A 14,136-nucleotide genomic window follows, 5' to 3' on the forward strand; every position below is an offset into this window, starting at 1 on the left:
TCCTGCGGTTACTCGTTGTGCCGGGCTCCGGCACGGAGTACTGGGCAGGCGTCCCACTGTGCCATGAGTCTCGTCATCAGCAAGACCCCACGAGACGAAAATTACCCCGTTATGCCCAACAGCCGCCTACGGTGCGCGAGGCACCCGCTACGCAGCAGAATGTCCCCGGTTGGCGCAACGATCGACTCCCCAAAGTCGGCGAGAAACAAGTTACGCTCGGTTGACGACATATCCTGTGGGAATGTCGCGGTCAGCGCCAGGGTGTGCAGGCCGCAGCAACTGGTGAACTTGGAGAGCCCGCGCACCGATGACACTGAACGCCGCAATCGACGACCCGGACGAGCACGAAGGGCAGCACAGCGCTCAGCAACAACGTGCTGAGCGCGTGGTCGCGCTTATCCGGGACAGCTTCGCCGTGGTGGAGCCCCGCTCCGACGAGGTCGCGCGGTACTTCTACGCAGTGCTGTTCACCATCGCACCCGAGACCCGCGACCTGTTCCCGGTGAACATGGAAGTCCAGCGCAGCCGATTCTTCGGCGCGCTGGTGCACATCGTGCAGATGATCGACAACCGCCAGGAGCTCGAACCGTACCTCCGGCAGCTCGGCAGGGACCACCGCAAGTTCGACGTGGTCGAGCGGCACTTCGAGGCCGTAGGGACCGCGCTGCTCGCCGCGCTCAAGCGCTACCTGGGTGACGAGTGGACCGAGGAGGTCGAGCGCGCGTGGGCGGATGCCTACGCCATCGTGGCGGGAGTGATGCAGGAAGGCGCGGCCGCGGACTCCGGCCCCGCCTGGTGGGCAGGCACGGTCGTCGAACATCGCAAGCTCAGCAGCAAGGTCGCGGTACTGCGGGTGCAGCCCGACGAACCCGTCCCGTACCGGCCGGGACAGTACGTCAGCGTGGAGACACCGCAGCGGCAGCGCATGTGGCGCTACCTCTCGCCTGCGAACCCACCCAGCGCGGACGGCACGATCGAGTTCCACGTGCGGAGCGTCCCCGAAGGCTGGGTGAGCAGGGCGCTGGTCCACCACACGAGGATCGGGGACCGGTGGCGGATCGGCGCGCCCATGGGGTCGCTGTGGCTCGATCACACGGGCAGCCGTGACCTGGTCATGGTCGCCGGAGGTACCGGGCTGGCCCCACTGCGGGCCGTGCTCGGTGAGCTCGAACAGCGCAGTCAACCACCCAAGGTCGAGCTGTTCTTCGGTGGGGCGAGCCATGACGACCTGTACCAGCTGGCCGAGCTGCGCCAATTCGCGGAGCGACACCCCTGGCTGACCGTCAACCCGGTGACCGAGGACGGTTCGGTACCCGGCGGGTTCGAGGGAACCCTGCCCGACGTCGTCACGTCCCACGGGGCGTGGCACGGCTACGACGTACTGATCTCGGGATCGCCGGAGATGATCCGCGCGACCGTGTCGCGGATGCTGGTCACCGGAACCACCTTCGACCAGATCTACTACGACTCCTTCCCGACGGACTGAGGCGGCCGGGCGAGCGCTCGGGCGGTACGGTACGGCGTGTCCGGACGGCACGAGGTGGGGTCGGCGGCTGGGCGCTGGGCTCGGTGGCGGCTTGATCGCTGACAGCTCGCGGGGAAGCTGGGCACGACTACAGGGGGCGCAATAGTGCGGAGTTTCGTGACGACCGGTGTGGTCGCCGTCCTGTTGCTGGTGACCGGCTGCTCGGACAGCACGACCGGCACCACCGACCCCGCCGGGCAGGGCGACGCCGGTAACGGGCAGGAGCAGCAGAACCGCCTGCCGCACAGCGGCGCTCCCGCTGTGGAGGATCCTGTCGAGGACACCAGGGAGTACGAGGCGGACCCCTGCACAATCCTTCCTGACGACAAACTCGACGATGTCGGATTTCCTATCGAAGACAGCAGCGAGGATCTCGAAGCCAGCGTGGGACCCCGATGCACGTACCACGTAGAAGGAGTACTTGCTGGCACTCTCGGTGTCTCGCTCGCCAAAGCCGAATCAGGTGGGCTGAGTCATATCTACTCGCTGAATGAGGACGGCATTCTCGAACTATTCGAAGAAGTCGACGACATCCACGGGCACCCCGCCGTCATCGCCGCTGAACGCGACCAGCGTGAGAACGGGGAATGTGACATCTACATCGGGCTCAGAGACGATGCCGGCCTCGACGTTCAGGTGACCTTCTCCAGCGCAGAGCACAGCGAGCACCACGACGCACCCTGCGACGCCGCCTACCGGCTGGCCGAACTGGGAATTGAAACATTGCAGGCGGGCGAGTGACGGTCGCAGCTACGCCTCGCACTGCTTGGACGGCAAACAGGTCTGCGAACTGACCCACAAGAGTGGCCGGGTGCCCCAGTCGTTGGGGAACGACGAGCACCCATCGAACCAGCTCTGTACGGAGCGCGACGACCTCACCACCCAACCGGCCACCCTGGAGATGTCGATCGGCACCTGTTGGAACGGGCAACCAGCCAGGCACGTCATAGGTGTGGCGAGCCAGCCAAACGAGGTAGCAGGTGATCTTCCGCAAGCCCGCCCAGCACGACATGGAGCTGCACAACCCAACACGTCAGGCCAGGCCGCTGAACACGACCTGCCGGAACGCCCAAAACAACGGTGGTCAAGGAGTGTGAGCTGGGCAGAACCGATTGCAGGCCCCAAACGGCGTTGCTAGCGTAAGCGTCGGTGCGCGTCACGCAGCTCAGGCAGGATCATGGGGGCTGCCCAGCGGGGTTATCTGAGGAGGGAACATCATGCCCCAGATCGGGCCCGTGCCGAAGCCGGGTGACTACGAGGACTACGGGGAACCTTCCACGCCGGAGGACACGACCGAGTCCGACAGCCAGCAGGGCACGATCGATATGGACTACGCCGAACGCCTACCGTTCGTCGGTGGTGCCTACAAGGCCTTCAACTACATGCAAGAGGCCCGCGAGCGTGCGGCACTCTCCAACAAGATCGGCGACATCGAGTTCACCGAAGAAGGCATCGACAAAATCATCGAACGAGTCAATGAAATTGCGACCCAGCTCGACAACGCGAAGGCTCGTAGTCGAGATCTATATAACGTAGACCCCGGCCACGAATACGTGAGCAGTCAGTACAAAAATACGGCAGACCAAATGGCCGACGACTACAATGACTTTCACAACAAGAGCACCGATTCATATGAAGACTTCCGAAAAATGCTTGAAGAGGTAAAGCGAAACTACCTCTCTCATGAGGACGGAATCGTTACAGATCTTGGCAAGGAATATTCCTGATGCGTGACTCAATGCAATGGAAAATCGCCGTCGCTATTGCTGCGATCACGCTAGCATCTGGGTGTTCCAACAATACTGCCGACGACGCTGAACCTACCGAGCAGACCGACTCGCCGGATAGCGAGGGGCAACAGGTCGACCTGCCTCACAGCGGTGCACCACCGATTGACGATCCCGTGCAGGATATAGCACGATTCGAAGAAGAGCCATGTTCCATACTGGGTGACGACGAACTCGCCGAATCCGGATTCCCAATCAATCACGCTGAGGCCGACTTGGAGGCGTCCACAGGACCACGGTGCGAGTTCGAAATGAAATCATCGGAAGGCACACGGGCTGGCGTATTCGCCGTAACTCTAACAGCGCCCGACTCCGAAGGTCTCAGTCACATATATCGCCTCGAAGAATCTGGCACATTGGAGCTATTCGAAGAACTGGACTATATTGAAGGTTACCCGGCGGTCATCGCGGGACAAAGAGATGAACGTCATCGCGGAGAATGCGATATATACACAGGCGTGCGCGATGCGAACGCGTTGATGCTGCAGGTTACTGCTACCAGCGACACCTCTCCGCACCACGAGACGCCTTGCGAGAGTGCACGCGAACTCACAACGCTCGCGATACAGAACCTGACTGGAGGTGTGTAATGTCGGGGGCCGCGCCACAGTGTTATACCGGCGAAGCGATCTATGAGCTCATGCACAAGGGTAGCCGTGTCCCTTCATCTCTAGCAGAAGGTCGGGACGCTTCCGGAAGCCTTCGTCAAGAGCATGAAGACCTGATCACTGAGCTGGCCGCGCTGGAGATGTCGGTGGATGACTCCTGGAAGGGCGCCACCGCCGAGAACGTCAAAGGGGTCATCAACCAGCTGTTCGAGGCAGCCGGTACGGCGTCGAACAACCTGGAGCCGGCTGCGCGCAGCATGGGGAGCCAATCATCGGCGTTCGAGAAGACCCGGGACGAGATGGTTCCGGTCCCGGAGCAAAAGGACGCGGGCCTGATCGGCAACTACACCCCGTTCAAGGCGTCCCAAGAGGAGCTCGATGCGGAGCGCGCCGAGAAGGAACGGCACAACATCGCCAAGTACAGGGAGTACGAGGCAACCACCCAGCAGAACCAGTCCTCGCTCAAAGGCCGGTACGACGAGATCCACATCCCGAAACTCGGGGGTGGCGGGTCCGGCTCGGGTCCCGGTTCGGGCATTTCGAGCCCCATCGGCCCGTCCGGTGGCACCACACCGACGGCGACCGGCGGCAACACCGGTGTCACCCCGACCGGAGCGGCCGGCGGTGGCCCCGGCGGCGGTGGCACGGCACCCACGGTGCCCGGTGCAGGCACCGGAAGCGGAACCGTGGGTGGCGGTGGTGCCGGGTCGGGACCCGGTGGTGGAGGCGCCGGGTACGGCGGGGGCCCTGGCTACGGCGGGGGCACCGGTTCCGGTGGCGTGCGCCTTCCGGACGGCAGTATCCGCTACCCCGACGGGACGATCCGCCGTCCCGACGGCAGCCTCGTCCGGCCGGATGGCACGGTGATCCCGCCGAGCGGCACGGGCACCTCGGGGATCGGTTCGGGCAGCTCGGCAAGCGGTGACTTCGGCCCGACCGGCTCCGGCTCCGGTACCGGTGGCATGGCCGGCGCAGGCGGCATGGTTGCCGGTGGCATGGCCGGGGGCGGCGCTGCTGCGGGAGGCGCAGGCGGGGCCGCGAGGAGCGGCGCCGCCAGCGGTATGGGTGGCCCTGGCTCGATGACCGGGCAGGGTCAGTTCGGCCCGACCGGTTCCGGTGGCGGTGCCGCGGCCGGTGGTGGTCACGCAGGCGGCACCGCCGGTGCCCGCCCGATGGGTGGCGGCATGATGGGCGCCGGTGGTGGCCGTGGCGGTCAGGGCGGCGGCGACGAGGAGCACGAGCGCAAGTACGTCCAGGACGAACAGCTCGACAGCGGCCTTCCCGTGATGCGCGACGAGCACGGCGAGAAGGAGTACGACCCGGTCACCGGGCAGGTCATCATCGACGGGGTCATCGGCGAGTAGACCGCACGTGCAGGGGGAGCGACACCAGTGATCAGGCAGCCGGTGACCATCAGCCTGGAGACCTACACCACGCTGCTGGACAAGGAGAACCTCGGCGAACCCCACACCACCCTGCTCGGCGGCGAGCTCTGGTACCCGCCGGAGCTCGCCCGCGAGCGCGACGTGCGGATGCTGCACGAGCTCCGCGAGCAGGGGCTCACCTCGGGAAACCGGATCAGCGAGGACTTCTACGACACGCTGGCCCTCGTACAACGCCCCGCCGTGGAGTACTACACCTTCTACACCGCCGCCGAGGGCGGTCAGTGGACCGCGCGCACCGCCATGACCGGCCGGGACGCGCTGCTGATCACGAAGGACGGCACAACCATCCGTCTCGAGCCGATCCCGCACGAGCAGCTCGGGGTGCGGTTGGCCGTCGCCCTGCCCGACACTCCCGCCGCCCAGCTGAAGTCGATCACCTGCTCGGTGGACGAGCTGGAGGCGCTGCAGGCAGGCAAGTCACTGCCGTCCGGCCCATCGGCCAGCGACGCCAAACGCATGCAGCGGTGGCTGGACATGGAGCGGCAGTACGCGGGCCAGCTCTACGCCGCCATCCGGGACGGAACGAACAGGCGGCGCGCGACCACGGCGCCGATGCCGTGCTGGATCGACACGGAGTCGGGCAGGTTGCTGCTCGCCCCCGACGACAGTGGATGGTGCACCCTCACAGGGTGCGACACCATGGCAATCGCAGAGAAGCTGTCCACACTGGAAGAAGCCCTGCGCGGGTAGGCCCCCGCGTCGCACGGGTGCCCTGGCCGCTCACCCGTTAACGCCGGTTCTGCGGGCGCCACACCACGAGGGCGTCCTGCTTGCGGAACGGCACGAGATCCCTGCGGTAGGACGCGTGCACCGCAGCCGCGGCCTGCTCCGCGGCTGCGTAGGCCGCGGAAAGCTCCTCGGTCAGCTCGGCCACCCGGCCGCGCAGCGCCTCGACCTCGTTCTCCAGCTCGATGATGCGCTTGACCCCCGCGAGGTTCACGCCGTTCTCCTGGGAGAGGCGCTGCACCTCGCGGAGCATGGCGATGTCGCGCATCGAGTAGCGCCTGCCGCCCCCTGCCGTGCGGCCCGGCGACACCAGGCCCATCCGGTCGTAGGTGCGCAGGGTCTGCGCGTGCAGCCCGGACAGCTCGGCGGCCACCGAGATCACGAACACCGGGGTGTGCTCATCCGCGCCGCGCGGCAGGTCACCGAAAGCCATCGCCCTCACCGATCCTTGAGCATCTTCGTGATCTCCGGCCGGGGATCGTGGTCGGCCATCTCCTCGGCGTAGGTCCGCAACGCCGACCGCGCCGTCTCGCTCAGCGAGGTCGGCACGTTCACCTGCAAGGTGACCAGCAGGTCGCCGACCGTGCCGTCGCGCTTGGCGATCCCCTTGCCGCGCACCCGCAGCACCTTGCCGCTGCTGGCCCCCGCCGGGATCTTCACCGAGACCTTGCCGTCCAGCGTCGGAACCGACAGGGTCCCGCCGAGCACCAGCTCGGAGAAGTCCACCGGCACCGTGATGGTCAGGTTGTTCCCTGAGCGGCCGAACACGGGGTGCGGCGTGACATGGACCCGCACGTACAGGTCACCGGACAGCGCCCCACCACGTCCCGGCTCACCCTGCCCGGCAAGCCGGATCCGCTGACCGTCCGACACCCCTGGCGGGATGCGCACCGTCAGCGTCCGCGTGCGGGTGCTGGTGCCAGCGCCCGCGCATTCCGTGCACGGCGACTCGACGATCGCCCCGCGGCCCCGGCAGTCCCGGCACGGCTCGGAGAACGCGAACGCACCCTGGCTCGTGCTGATCAGCCCGGCGCCCCCGCAGGTTGCGCAGGTGCGCGCGGAGGTCCCCGGCCGCGAACCGCTGCCTGCGCACGTACCGCAGGTCGCCGGGCTGGACAGGCGCAGCGGCACAGTCGCACCCTTGACCGCCTCCGCGAAGTCGATCCGAACGTCGGTCTCCACATCGGAGCCGCGCTGCGACATCGACGGCCCCGCGGTGGTCGGTCCGCCACCGCGCCGGTTGAACAGCCCGCCGAGGATGTCGCCGAGACCGCCGAACCCGCCTGCCGGGCCTCCGGCCTGGCCGCGCGTTCCGCCGGTGAACAGGTCACCGAAGTCGAAACCGCCGTTGCCGCCACCGCCGCCGGGGAAGCCGAACCCGCCGCCGGTGCCGCGCCCGGCCCCGAACAGGCTGCGCGCCTCGTCGTACTCCTTGCGCTTCTCCGGATCCGACAGCACGCCGTACGCCTCGGAGACCGCCTTGAACTTCCGTTCGGCCTCGGCGTCTCCCGGGTTCGCGTCCGGGTGGTTCTCCCGCGCGAGCTTGCGGTAGGCCTTCTTGATCTCGTCCTGCGACGCGTCGGAGGAGACGCCCAGCTCACGGTAGAAGTCCTTACCGACCCACTCCCGAGCACTCACCGGACGTCTCCTCCTTTCGCGTCAGCTCTGTTCCTGCTCACCGCTGGGTGTGCTCACCTGCTCCGTGGCGTCGCCGTCGCCGGTGACCTCGGCAGGCGGCTCCGGAGTGGCCGACTCGCTGTCGGTCACAGCCACCATCGCCGCACGCACCACACGGTCACCCATCCGGTAGCCGCGGCGCAGCACCGCCGAGACCGTCGGGCCCTGCACGTCCGGCGAGGTCGAGTGCTGCACGGCCTCGTGCACGCTCGGGTCGAACGGCTCGCCCTCCTGGCCGAAGGCTTCCAGACCCGCCTGCTGCAGGGTCGCCAGCAACTTGTCCGCGACGGCCTTGAACGCGCCCGTCAGGTCACCGTGCGACTCCGCCCGCTCGATGTCGTCGATCAGCGGGAGCAGCTCGCCGACCAGCGAGGCCTTCGTCGAGGCGATCACGGCCTCCCGGTCCCGGTCGACCCGCTTGCGGTAGTTGGCGTACTCGGCCTGCAACCGCTGCAGATCGGCGGTCCGCTCGGCGAGCTGCCTCTCCACATCGGCCGCCGAGTCCTGCTCCGCACCCGAGGTGGCTACCCCGCTGGGCCCGCCAAGACCCTCGCCCGCCGCATCGGCGGCGACCTCCTGAGCGAGGTCGGTCTCGGCCTCCTGAGCGCGCAGCTCACCGGTATCCGGGTCAACCTTGCGGCGATCCCGCACCACGACCGGCTCCTCCGGCTTGTCCTGGAACTCTTGATCGTTCGCTGTCACTTCTTGTCGTCCTCATCGACAATCTCTGCATCAACGACGTCCTCATTGCCGGACTGGGCATCCGAACCGGCGTCGGTCGCACCGGCATCGGCACCCGCCGCACCGGCAGCACCGGCAGCGGCCGCGTTCGCGTCCGAGTAGAGCGAGGAGCCCATCGCCTGCGACTCGTTCGTGAGCTTCTCGATGGCCGCGCTGATCGCCTCGGTGTCCTCGCCCTTGAGAGCCTCGTTGGCCTCGTCGATGGCGCCCTTGACCTTCGTCTTGACCTCGTCGGGAAGCTGCTCGTCGTTCTCGTTGAGGAACTTCTCGGTCTGGTAGACGAGGGTCTCGGCCTGGTTGCGGGTCTCCGCGGCCTCCCGGCGCTTGCGGTCCTCCTCGGCGTGCTGCTCCGCCTCCTTGATCATCTCATCGATGTCTTCCTGCGGGAGCGCGGAACCACCAGTGATCTTGATGCTCTGTTCCTTGCCCGTGCCGAGGTCCTTCGCCGTGACGTGCACGATGCCGTTGGCATCGATGTCGAAGGTCACCTCGATCTGCGGCACGCCGCGCGGGGCGGGCGGGATACCGGTCAGCTCGAAGCTGCCGAGCTTCTTGTTGTGCGCGGCGATCTCCCGTTCACCCTGGAAGACCTGGATCTGCACGGACGGCTGGTTGTCGTCGGCCGTGGAGAAGATCTCGCTGCGCTTCGTCGGGATCGTGGTGTTGCGCTCGATGAGCTTGGTGAACACCCCACCCTTGGTCTCGATACCCAGGGACAGCGGGGTGACATCCAGCAGCAGGACGTCCTTGACCTCGCCCTTGAGCACACCGGCCTGCAGGCCTGCACCGACGGCGACGACCTCGTCCGGGTTCACGCCCTTGTTCGGCTCCTTGCCGCCGGTCAGCTCCTTGACCAGGTCCACGACGGCAGGCATCCGGGTCGAGCCGCCGACCAGCACCACGTGGTCGATGTCACCGACGGAGATACCCGCGTCCTTGATGACGTTGTTGAACGGTGCCTTGGTGCGGTCCAGCAGGTCGGAGGTGATCTTCTCGAACTCGGCCCTGGACAGCGTCTCGTCCATGAACAGCGGGTTCTTGTCCGAGTCGACCGTGATGTAGGGCAGGTTGATGTTCGTCGTCGAGGAGCTGGTCAGCTCGATCTTGGCCTTCTCAGCGGCTTCCTTGATCCGCTGCAGCGCCATCGGGTCCTTCTTCAGGTCGATGCCGTTCGAGGCCTTGAACTTGTCCACCAGCCAGTCGACGATCCGCTCGTCCCAGTCGTCGCCACCGAGGTGGTTGTCACCGCTGGTCGCACGAACCTCGACCACGCCCTCGCCGAGCTCGAGCAGGGACACGTCGAAGGTGCCGCCACCGAGGTCGAAGACCAGGATGGTCTGCTCCTTCTCGCCCTTGTCCAGCCCGTAGGCCAGCGCCGCCGAGGTGGGCTCGTTGACGATCCGCAGCACGTTCAGGCCCGCGATCTGCCCGGCCTCCTTGGTGGCCTGACGCTGGGCGTCCTCGAAGTACGCGGGAACGGTGATCACCGCGTCGGTGACCTCCTCGCCGAGGTAGGACTCCGCATCCCGCTTGAGCTTCATCAGCACGCGCGCGCTGATCTCCTGCGGGGTGTAGTTCTTCCCATCGACCTCGACCTTCCAGTCAGTGCCCATGTGGCGCTTGACTGACCTGATGGTCCTGTCCGAGTTGGTGACCGCCTGGTTCTTGGCAGGCTGGCCCGTCAGGACCTCGCCGTTCTTGGCGAAGGCCACGACCGAGGGGGTCGTCCTCGCCCCTTCCGAGTTCGCGATGACCGTCGGCTCACCGCCCTCAAGGACGGAAACGACCGAGTTGGTCGTGCCGAGGTCGATGCCGACCACTCGCGCCATGTGTTTATCCCTCCTGGCATTACGGTTGCACGCTCGGGTTGAGCATGCCGTACTCAAGTCCTAGTAGCTCCATCGTAGCGCAGTCAAACTGGAGTTGAGCTACCGGCACTCAACCTTTCTGCCAGAGTAACGCTTGCGCAGCGGGAAGAGTTCCCGATCTGCCGGCGAAGCCGGGGAGCCGAATGTGACCTCGGGCTCCTTCTAAGAACCCAAGGTCACCTTGGGCTCCCTCACGGCGCGGGGGTGGGGCGCACCGTCACGGTGCCGCTGCGGGTGTCGAGCGTCAGGTCGTGCTCCGCATCGGGCTCGGTGGGGATCTCGATGCGCCGCTCGCCGCTGCGGGACGAGCCGTCCACCCGGTAGCGCGCGTCGGGAACGGACACGGTGACATCGCCACTGCGTGCCTCGGCCGTCACGTCGGCAGGCTCGGCCAGACCGATGTCGATGCCGCCGGACCGCGACGTCACCCGCACCGGCCCGGTCACGTCGCGTGCGGTGACAGCACCCGAACGTGCCTGTAGCTCGATACCGGCCACCCCGGTCAGCTCCACATCGCCGGAGCGGACCGCACCGGTGACCGTGACGCCGTCCGGCACCACCACGTCGTAGTCCGCGTCGCAGAACCGCCCGCAGTCCTCCAGCAGGAGGGTGCCGTCGCGTACCTCATAGCCCGGCCCGGGAGGGCGCCACCAGTACGACACCCGCTGCTCGACCCGAACGGAGTCGCCAGTGCCGACCCGCACCCGCACATCCCCGGATCGGGTGGCGAGCTCCACCGAGTCCACGCGCTCATCCGGTTCCCCCGCGTGGAGCTCCGATGACGGCAACAGCCGCGCGGAAGCGAGCAGCACCCCGAACCCGATCAGCGCCACCCCGGCGAGCGCCATACTCGCTCTGGCCATGCCGAACCCCCTTCACCGCCGGAAACCCGGACCGAACATAGCGAGGTCGGCGGAGTGGGTACATCAGGGACATCCCGGCCTCGTCCCTGAGAGTCCCCCGAGGTCGCGGGTAGCGGTAACCCCTACCCGCTCGCCGGCCTCGCCCGATGGAGCAGGACGCACGCCCTACTAGGCTCACGCCGGGGGAATCCTCTGAACGCCGTAGCAGAACCAGGAGGAACGATGCCGCAGCCACCCAACCCGTACGACTTCTTGCCGCAGGTCCCCACGTTCACCGTCACCAGCACCGACGTCACGGACGGCGGCGCGCTCGCCAACGACCAGGTGTCCGGGATCATGGGCGCGGGCGGCCACGACGTCTCGCCGCAGCTGAGCTGGTCCGGCTTCCCGGCGGAGACGAAGAGCTTCACCGTCACCTGCTTCGACCCCGACGCCCCCACCGCCAGCGGGTTCTGGCACTGGGCGGTGTTCGACATCCCGGCGTCGGTCACCGAGCTTCCCTCCGGAGCGGGCGACGACAGCGGCAGCGGCCTGCCGTCCGGCTCGCTCACGCTGCCCAACGACGCGGGTGCTCGCCGGTACATCGGCGCCGCCCCGCCACCCGGGCACGGCCCGCACCGCTACATGTTCGCCGTCCACGCCGTGGACGTGGAGTCGCTGGGCTTCTCCGACGGCACGCCCGCTTTCCTCGGCTTCAACCTGTTCAGCCACGCCATCGGACGTGCGCTGATCACCGGCATTCACGAGCAGTAACCGCTCGTCGGGCCATCCGCGCGGGGTCGGCCGGTGTCGCCGGCCGACCCCGCGCGCGGCAAGCTCCGCGGTCGGATACCACTGCCCGCCCCCTGGCCTTGCCGCGACCGCCGACGCACAATCGAAGGTCCCTGTGCAGCACCGGGCAACACGGGTCCATGAGTGGAAGGAGGTGCCGACGTGGTCACACCGATGGACGAGGAGAACGTCCAGGTGCACGTACCCGACGCGCCGAGCGAGCGCAGCGTGCAGCTCACGAACTTCTACCGGAGCCGGGTCCGGCCGCTCGTCGAAGGCTGGGAACCTCGCGGTGTGCGGCTGCACGCGCTCCGTGCGATCACCGACGCGTCCGGGCTCGTACGGTTGAGCCGCTCGGCCACCACGTGGCCTGCCAGGCACGGCTCGGTGCGCGGCACGTGGCTGCGCGCACGACAGGCGCACGCCTCCAACGGGGTCGTCCTGCACCTGCACGGTGGCGGTTTCGTCTTCGGGTCTCACCGGTCTCACCGGGTGCTGGCACACCAGATCTCCCGCAACACCGAGATGCCGGTGTTCCTGCCGCACTACCGCCGCGCGCCGGAGGACCCGTTCCCCGCTGCCGCCGATGACTGCCTCACCGCCTACCGGGAGCTGCTCGACCAGGGGATCGAGCCCGGTCGAATCCGCGTGGTCGGCGACTCCGCAGGCGGGCACCTCGCCGCATGTCTCCTCGCCGACCTCACGCGCGCGGAGCTGCCGCTGCCCGCGGCGGTGGCGCTGTACTCTCCCCTGCTCGACCTCAGCTGCGCGCGGCTCGAGGAGATGGATTCCACCGTCCGGGACCCCTTCCTCGCCCCCGCGACGACCCGGCTGACCTGCGAGGCCTACCTGGGGGAGACAAGCCCCGAGGAACCCCGGGTGAACGTGCTCGACGCCGACATGACGGCATGGCCGCCGACGCTGATCCAGGTGAGCGACTCCGAATGCCTACGCGACGACGCGCACCGCATGGCGGCCTCGCTGCGTGCGGCCGGGGTGCCGTGCGAGCTCCAGATATGGCCGGACCAGATCCACGTGTTCCAGGCATGGGCCGACCTGCCGGAGGCGCGCGAGGCCAACCGCTACACCGGGCACTTCCTACGCAGGCACGGCACGCACGAGACGTGAACCGCCTGCCGGGCTCGCGCTCGACGCGGTCCCGGTCAGTGCGGTTTGAGCAGGTACTCCACCACCGGCCGCAGCTCCTCGGCGGTCGGCGGCTCGTCGTCGATCAGGCCCTGGATGAGCAACCCGTCGATACCGGCGAGGAACACGCGGAACGCCACCTCGTCGTCGTGCCGGACCATCGAGGTCAGCACGTCGAGCCAGCGGCGCGCGGCAGGGCGTAGCTCGGGCTTGCGCGCGGCGAGCAGGTAGAGCTCGTACTCGGCCATCGTGCGTCCCCGCCGCGGGCCCAGCGCTTCGGCGAGCAGCTGGGATACCTCCTCGGCGGCGCTCGGGCCGCCGAGCGAGGAGTCCGCGGACCGCCGCAGTCCCTCGCGCGAGCGCGCCCGGTCGATCATCCAGTACACCTCGGTGGCCATGTCCCGCGCGCAGGACATGAGCGTGGCGATCAACAGGTCGTCGAGGGTGGCGTAGTGGTAGGTCGTCGACGCCGTCGGGATGCCGGCCTCCCGCGCGACCGTGCGGTGGGTGACACCGGCGACCCCTTCGCGCTCGATCACCCGCAGTGTGGCGTCGATGATCTCCTTGCGCCGCCGTTCACCCCGTGCCTTGCGGCCGTCGACCTGCCCCTGACGCGGCATTCAGTGCGCACCTCCGAGCTCGAGCAACACCACCCCACCGACGACGAAGAGCAGCCCGAGCACCATCGTCGCGGTGAACTGTTCCTGGAAGAACACCACACCGACGAGCGCGATGAGCGCGACGCCCGCGGCCGCCCAGGTCGCGTACGCGACTCCCATAGGGACGCCGAGCTTGAGCACGTATCCCAGCATGCCGAACGCCGCGCCGTACCCCAACACGACCGTCACCGAGGGCCACAACCGGGTGAAACCGTCGGACAGCTTGAGCGCCGTCGTGCCGACCACCTCGAACACGATCGCGGCGGCGAGTAGCAGGTAAGCGGCCATGTGATCTCCCCGGTCGGGTGATGTTGCCCCAC

The 14,136-nt window shown here is 67.6% G+C and carries 15 protein-coding genes; 8 read left to right on the forward strand and 7 right to left on the reverse strand.

The features are described from left to right. Positions 1 to 385 precede the first annotated feature (385 nt). The 6 genes from H0B56_RS18830 to H0B56_RS18855 all read left to right on the forward strand — a co-directional run bounded on the left by H0B56_RS18830 (position 386) and on the right by H0B56_RS18855 (position 6,055). Positions 386 to 1,486 (forward strand): globin domain-containing protein, encoded by a 1,101-nt coding sequence (locus tag H0B56_RS18830; RefSeq protein WP_343063961.1) that lies wholly within the window; start codon positions 386 to 388, stop codon positions 1,484 to 1,486. A gap of 156 nt (positions 1,487 to 1,642) precedes the next feature. Continuing rightward, positions 1,643 to 2,266, forward strand: a complete 624-nt coding sequence (locus tag H0B56_RS18835; RefSeq protein WP_180894410.1) for a DUF3558 family protein — start codon at positions 1,643 to 1,645, stop codon at positions 2,264 to 2,266. Between the two features lie 476 nt (positions 2,267 to 2,742). Then, positions 2,743 to 3,252, forward strand: a complete 510-nt coding sequence (locus H0B56_RS18840) for a hypothetical protein (protein ID WP_180894411.1) — start codon at positions 2,743 to 2,745, stop codon at positions 3,250 to 3,252. Further along, positions 3,252 to 3,902, forward strand: coding sequence for a DUF3558 domain-containing protein (locus H0B56_RS18845; protein WP_180894412.1), 651 nt, complete (start codon positions 3,252 to 3,254; stop codon positions 3,900 to 3,902). The genes H0B56_RS18840 and H0B56_RS18845 overlap by 1 nt, the downstream gene beginning before the upstream one ends. A gap of 164 nt (positions 3,903 to 4,066) precedes the next feature. Next, the gene (locus tag H0B56_RS18850) at positions 4,067 to 5,284 is read left to right on the forward strand and encodes a hypothetical protein (RefSeq protein WP_180894413.1); all 1,218 of its coding nucleotides are present in this window, start codon (positions 4,067 to 4,069) and stop codon (positions 5,282 to 5,284) included. A gap of 27 nt (positions 5,285 to 5,311) precedes the next feature. Next, on the forward strand, positions 5,312 to 6,055 hold the full coding sequence (locus H0B56_RS18855; protein WP_180894414.1) for an ESX secretion-associated protein EspG: 744 nt from the start codon (positions 5,312 to 5,314) through the stop codon (positions 6,053 to 6,055). Positions 6,056 to 6,092: 37 nt separating this feature from the next. Here H0B56_RS18855 and H0B56_RS18860 read toward each other — a convergent pair whose 3' ends face one another. From H0B56_RS18860 to H0B56_RS18880, 5 genes are all read right to left on the reverse strand, one after another. Further along, positions 6,093 to 6,524: a heat shock protein transcriptional repressor HspR gene (locus tag H0B56_RS18860; protein WP_180894415.1), complete on the reverse strand. Its 432-nt coding sequence runs from the start codon at positions 6,522 to 6,524 to the stop codon at positions 6,093 to 6,095. 5 nt (positions 6,525 to 6,529) lie between these two features. Then, on the reverse strand, positions 6,530 to 7,729 hold the full coding sequence (gene dnaJ, locus H0B56_RS18865; RefSeq protein ID WP_180894416.1) for a molecular chaperone DnaJ: 1,200 nt from the start codon (positions 7,727 to 7,729) through the stop codon (positions 6,530 to 6,532). Between the two features lie 21 nt (positions 7,730 to 7,750). After that, positions 7,751 to 8,470 carry a nucleotide exchange factor GrpE gene (gene grpE / locus H0B56_RS18870; RefSeq protein WP_180894417.1) on the reverse strand — a complete coding sequence of 240 codons (720 nt, stop codon included), beginning with the start codon at positions 8,468 to 8,470 and terminating at the stop codon, positions 7,751 to 7,753. Further along, positions 8,467 to 10,338: a molecular chaperone DnaK gene (dnaK, locus tag H0B56_RS18875; RefSeq protein ID WP_089302128.1), complete on the reverse strand. Its 1,872-nt coding sequence runs from the start codon at positions 10,336 to 10,338 to the stop codon at positions 8,467 to 8,469. Before dnaK ends, grpE begins: the two co-directional genes overlap by 4 nt. A 230-nt stretch (positions 10,339 to 10,568) precedes the next feature. Beyond that, positions 10,569 to 11,240, reverse strand: a complete 672-nt coding sequence (locus H0B56_RS18880; RefSeq protein WP_180894418.1) for a DUF4097 family beta strand repeat-containing protein — start codon at positions 11,238 to 11,240, stop codon at positions 10,569 to 10,571. Positions 11,241 to 11,462: 222 nt separating this feature from the next. Between H0B56_RS18880 and H0B56_RS18885 the strand changes: the two genes are divergently transcribed. Continuing rightward, positions 11,463 to 11,993, forward strand: a complete 531-nt coding sequence (locus H0B56_RS18885) for a YbhB/YbcL family Raf kinase inhibitor-like protein (RefSeq protein WP_180894419.1) — start codon at positions 11,463 to 11,465, stop codon at positions 11,991 to 11,993. 180 nt (positions 11,994 to 12,173) lie between these two features. Next, positions 12,174 to 13,139 (forward strand): alpha/beta hydrolase fold domain-containing protein, encoded by a 966-nt coding sequence (locus tag H0B56_RS18890; RefSeq protein ID WP_180894420.1) that lies wholly within the window; start codon positions 12,174 to 12,176, stop codon positions 13,137 to 13,139. Between the two features lie 35 nt (positions 13,140 to 13,174). Here the strand turns inward: H0B56_RS18890 and H0B56_RS18895 are convergent, their stop codons facing one another. Together H0B56_RS18895 and H0B56_RS18900 are read right to left on the reverse strand one after the other, a co-directional pair. Beyond that, positions 13,175 to 13,777 (reverse strand): TetR/AcrR family transcriptional regulator, encoded by a 603-nt coding sequence (locus tag H0B56_RS18895; protein WP_180894421.1) that lies wholly within the window; start codon positions 13,775 to 13,777, stop codon positions 13,175 to 13,177. Further along, entirely contained in the window at positions 13,778 to 14,104 is a 327-nt protein-coding gene (locus H0B56_RS18900) for a DMT family transporter (RefSeq protein WP_180894422.1), read from the reverse strand. Positions 14,105 to 14,136: the final 32 nt, after the last annotated feature.

Origin of the sequence: Haloechinothrix aidingensis, from assembly GCF_013450155.1 — a bacterium.
Taxonomy (GTDB): domain Bacteria; phylum Actinomycetota; class Actinomycetes; order Mycobacteriales; family Pseudonocardiaceae; genus Haloechinothrix; species Haloechinothrix aidingensis.

What these genes read in the sequence shown, in the direction of transcription:
- H0B56_RS18845 (WP_180894412.1), top strand. Translation starts at nt 3,252, where the DNA reads ATGCGTGACTCAATGCAATGGAAAATCGCCGTCGCTATTGCTGCGATC.
- H0B56_RS18895 (WP_180894421.1), bottom strand. Translation starts at nt 13,777, where the DNA reads ATGCCGCGTCAGGGGCAGGTCGACGGCCGCAAGGCACGGGGTGAACGG.
- H0B56_RS18885 (WP_180894419.1), top strand. Translation starts at nt 11,463, where the DNA reads ATGCCGCAGCCACCCAACCCGTACGACTTCTTGCCGCAGGTCCCCACG.
- H0B56_RS18900 (WP_180894422.1), bottom strand. Translation starts at nt 14,104, where the DNA reads ATGGCCGCTTACCTGCTACTCGCCGCCGCGATCGTGTTCGAGGTGGTC.
- dnaK (WP_089302128.1), bottom strand. Translation starts at nt 10,338, where the DNA reads ATGGCGCGAGTGGTCGGCATCGACCTCGGCACGACCAACTCGGTCGTT.
- H0B56_RS18880 (WP_180894418.1), bottom strand. Translation starts at nt 11,240, where the DNA reads ATGGCCAGAGCGAGTATGGCGCTCGCCGGGGTGGCGCTGATCGGGTTC.
- H0B56_RS18840 (WP_180894411.1), top strand. Translation starts at nt 2,743, where the DNA reads ATGCCCCAGATCGGGCCCGTGCCGAAGCCGGGTGACTACGAGGACTAC.
- H0B56_RS18860 (WP_180894415.1), bottom strand. Translation starts at nt 6,524, where the DNA reads ATGGCTTTCGGTGACCTGCCGCGCGGCGCGGATGAGCACACCCCGGTG.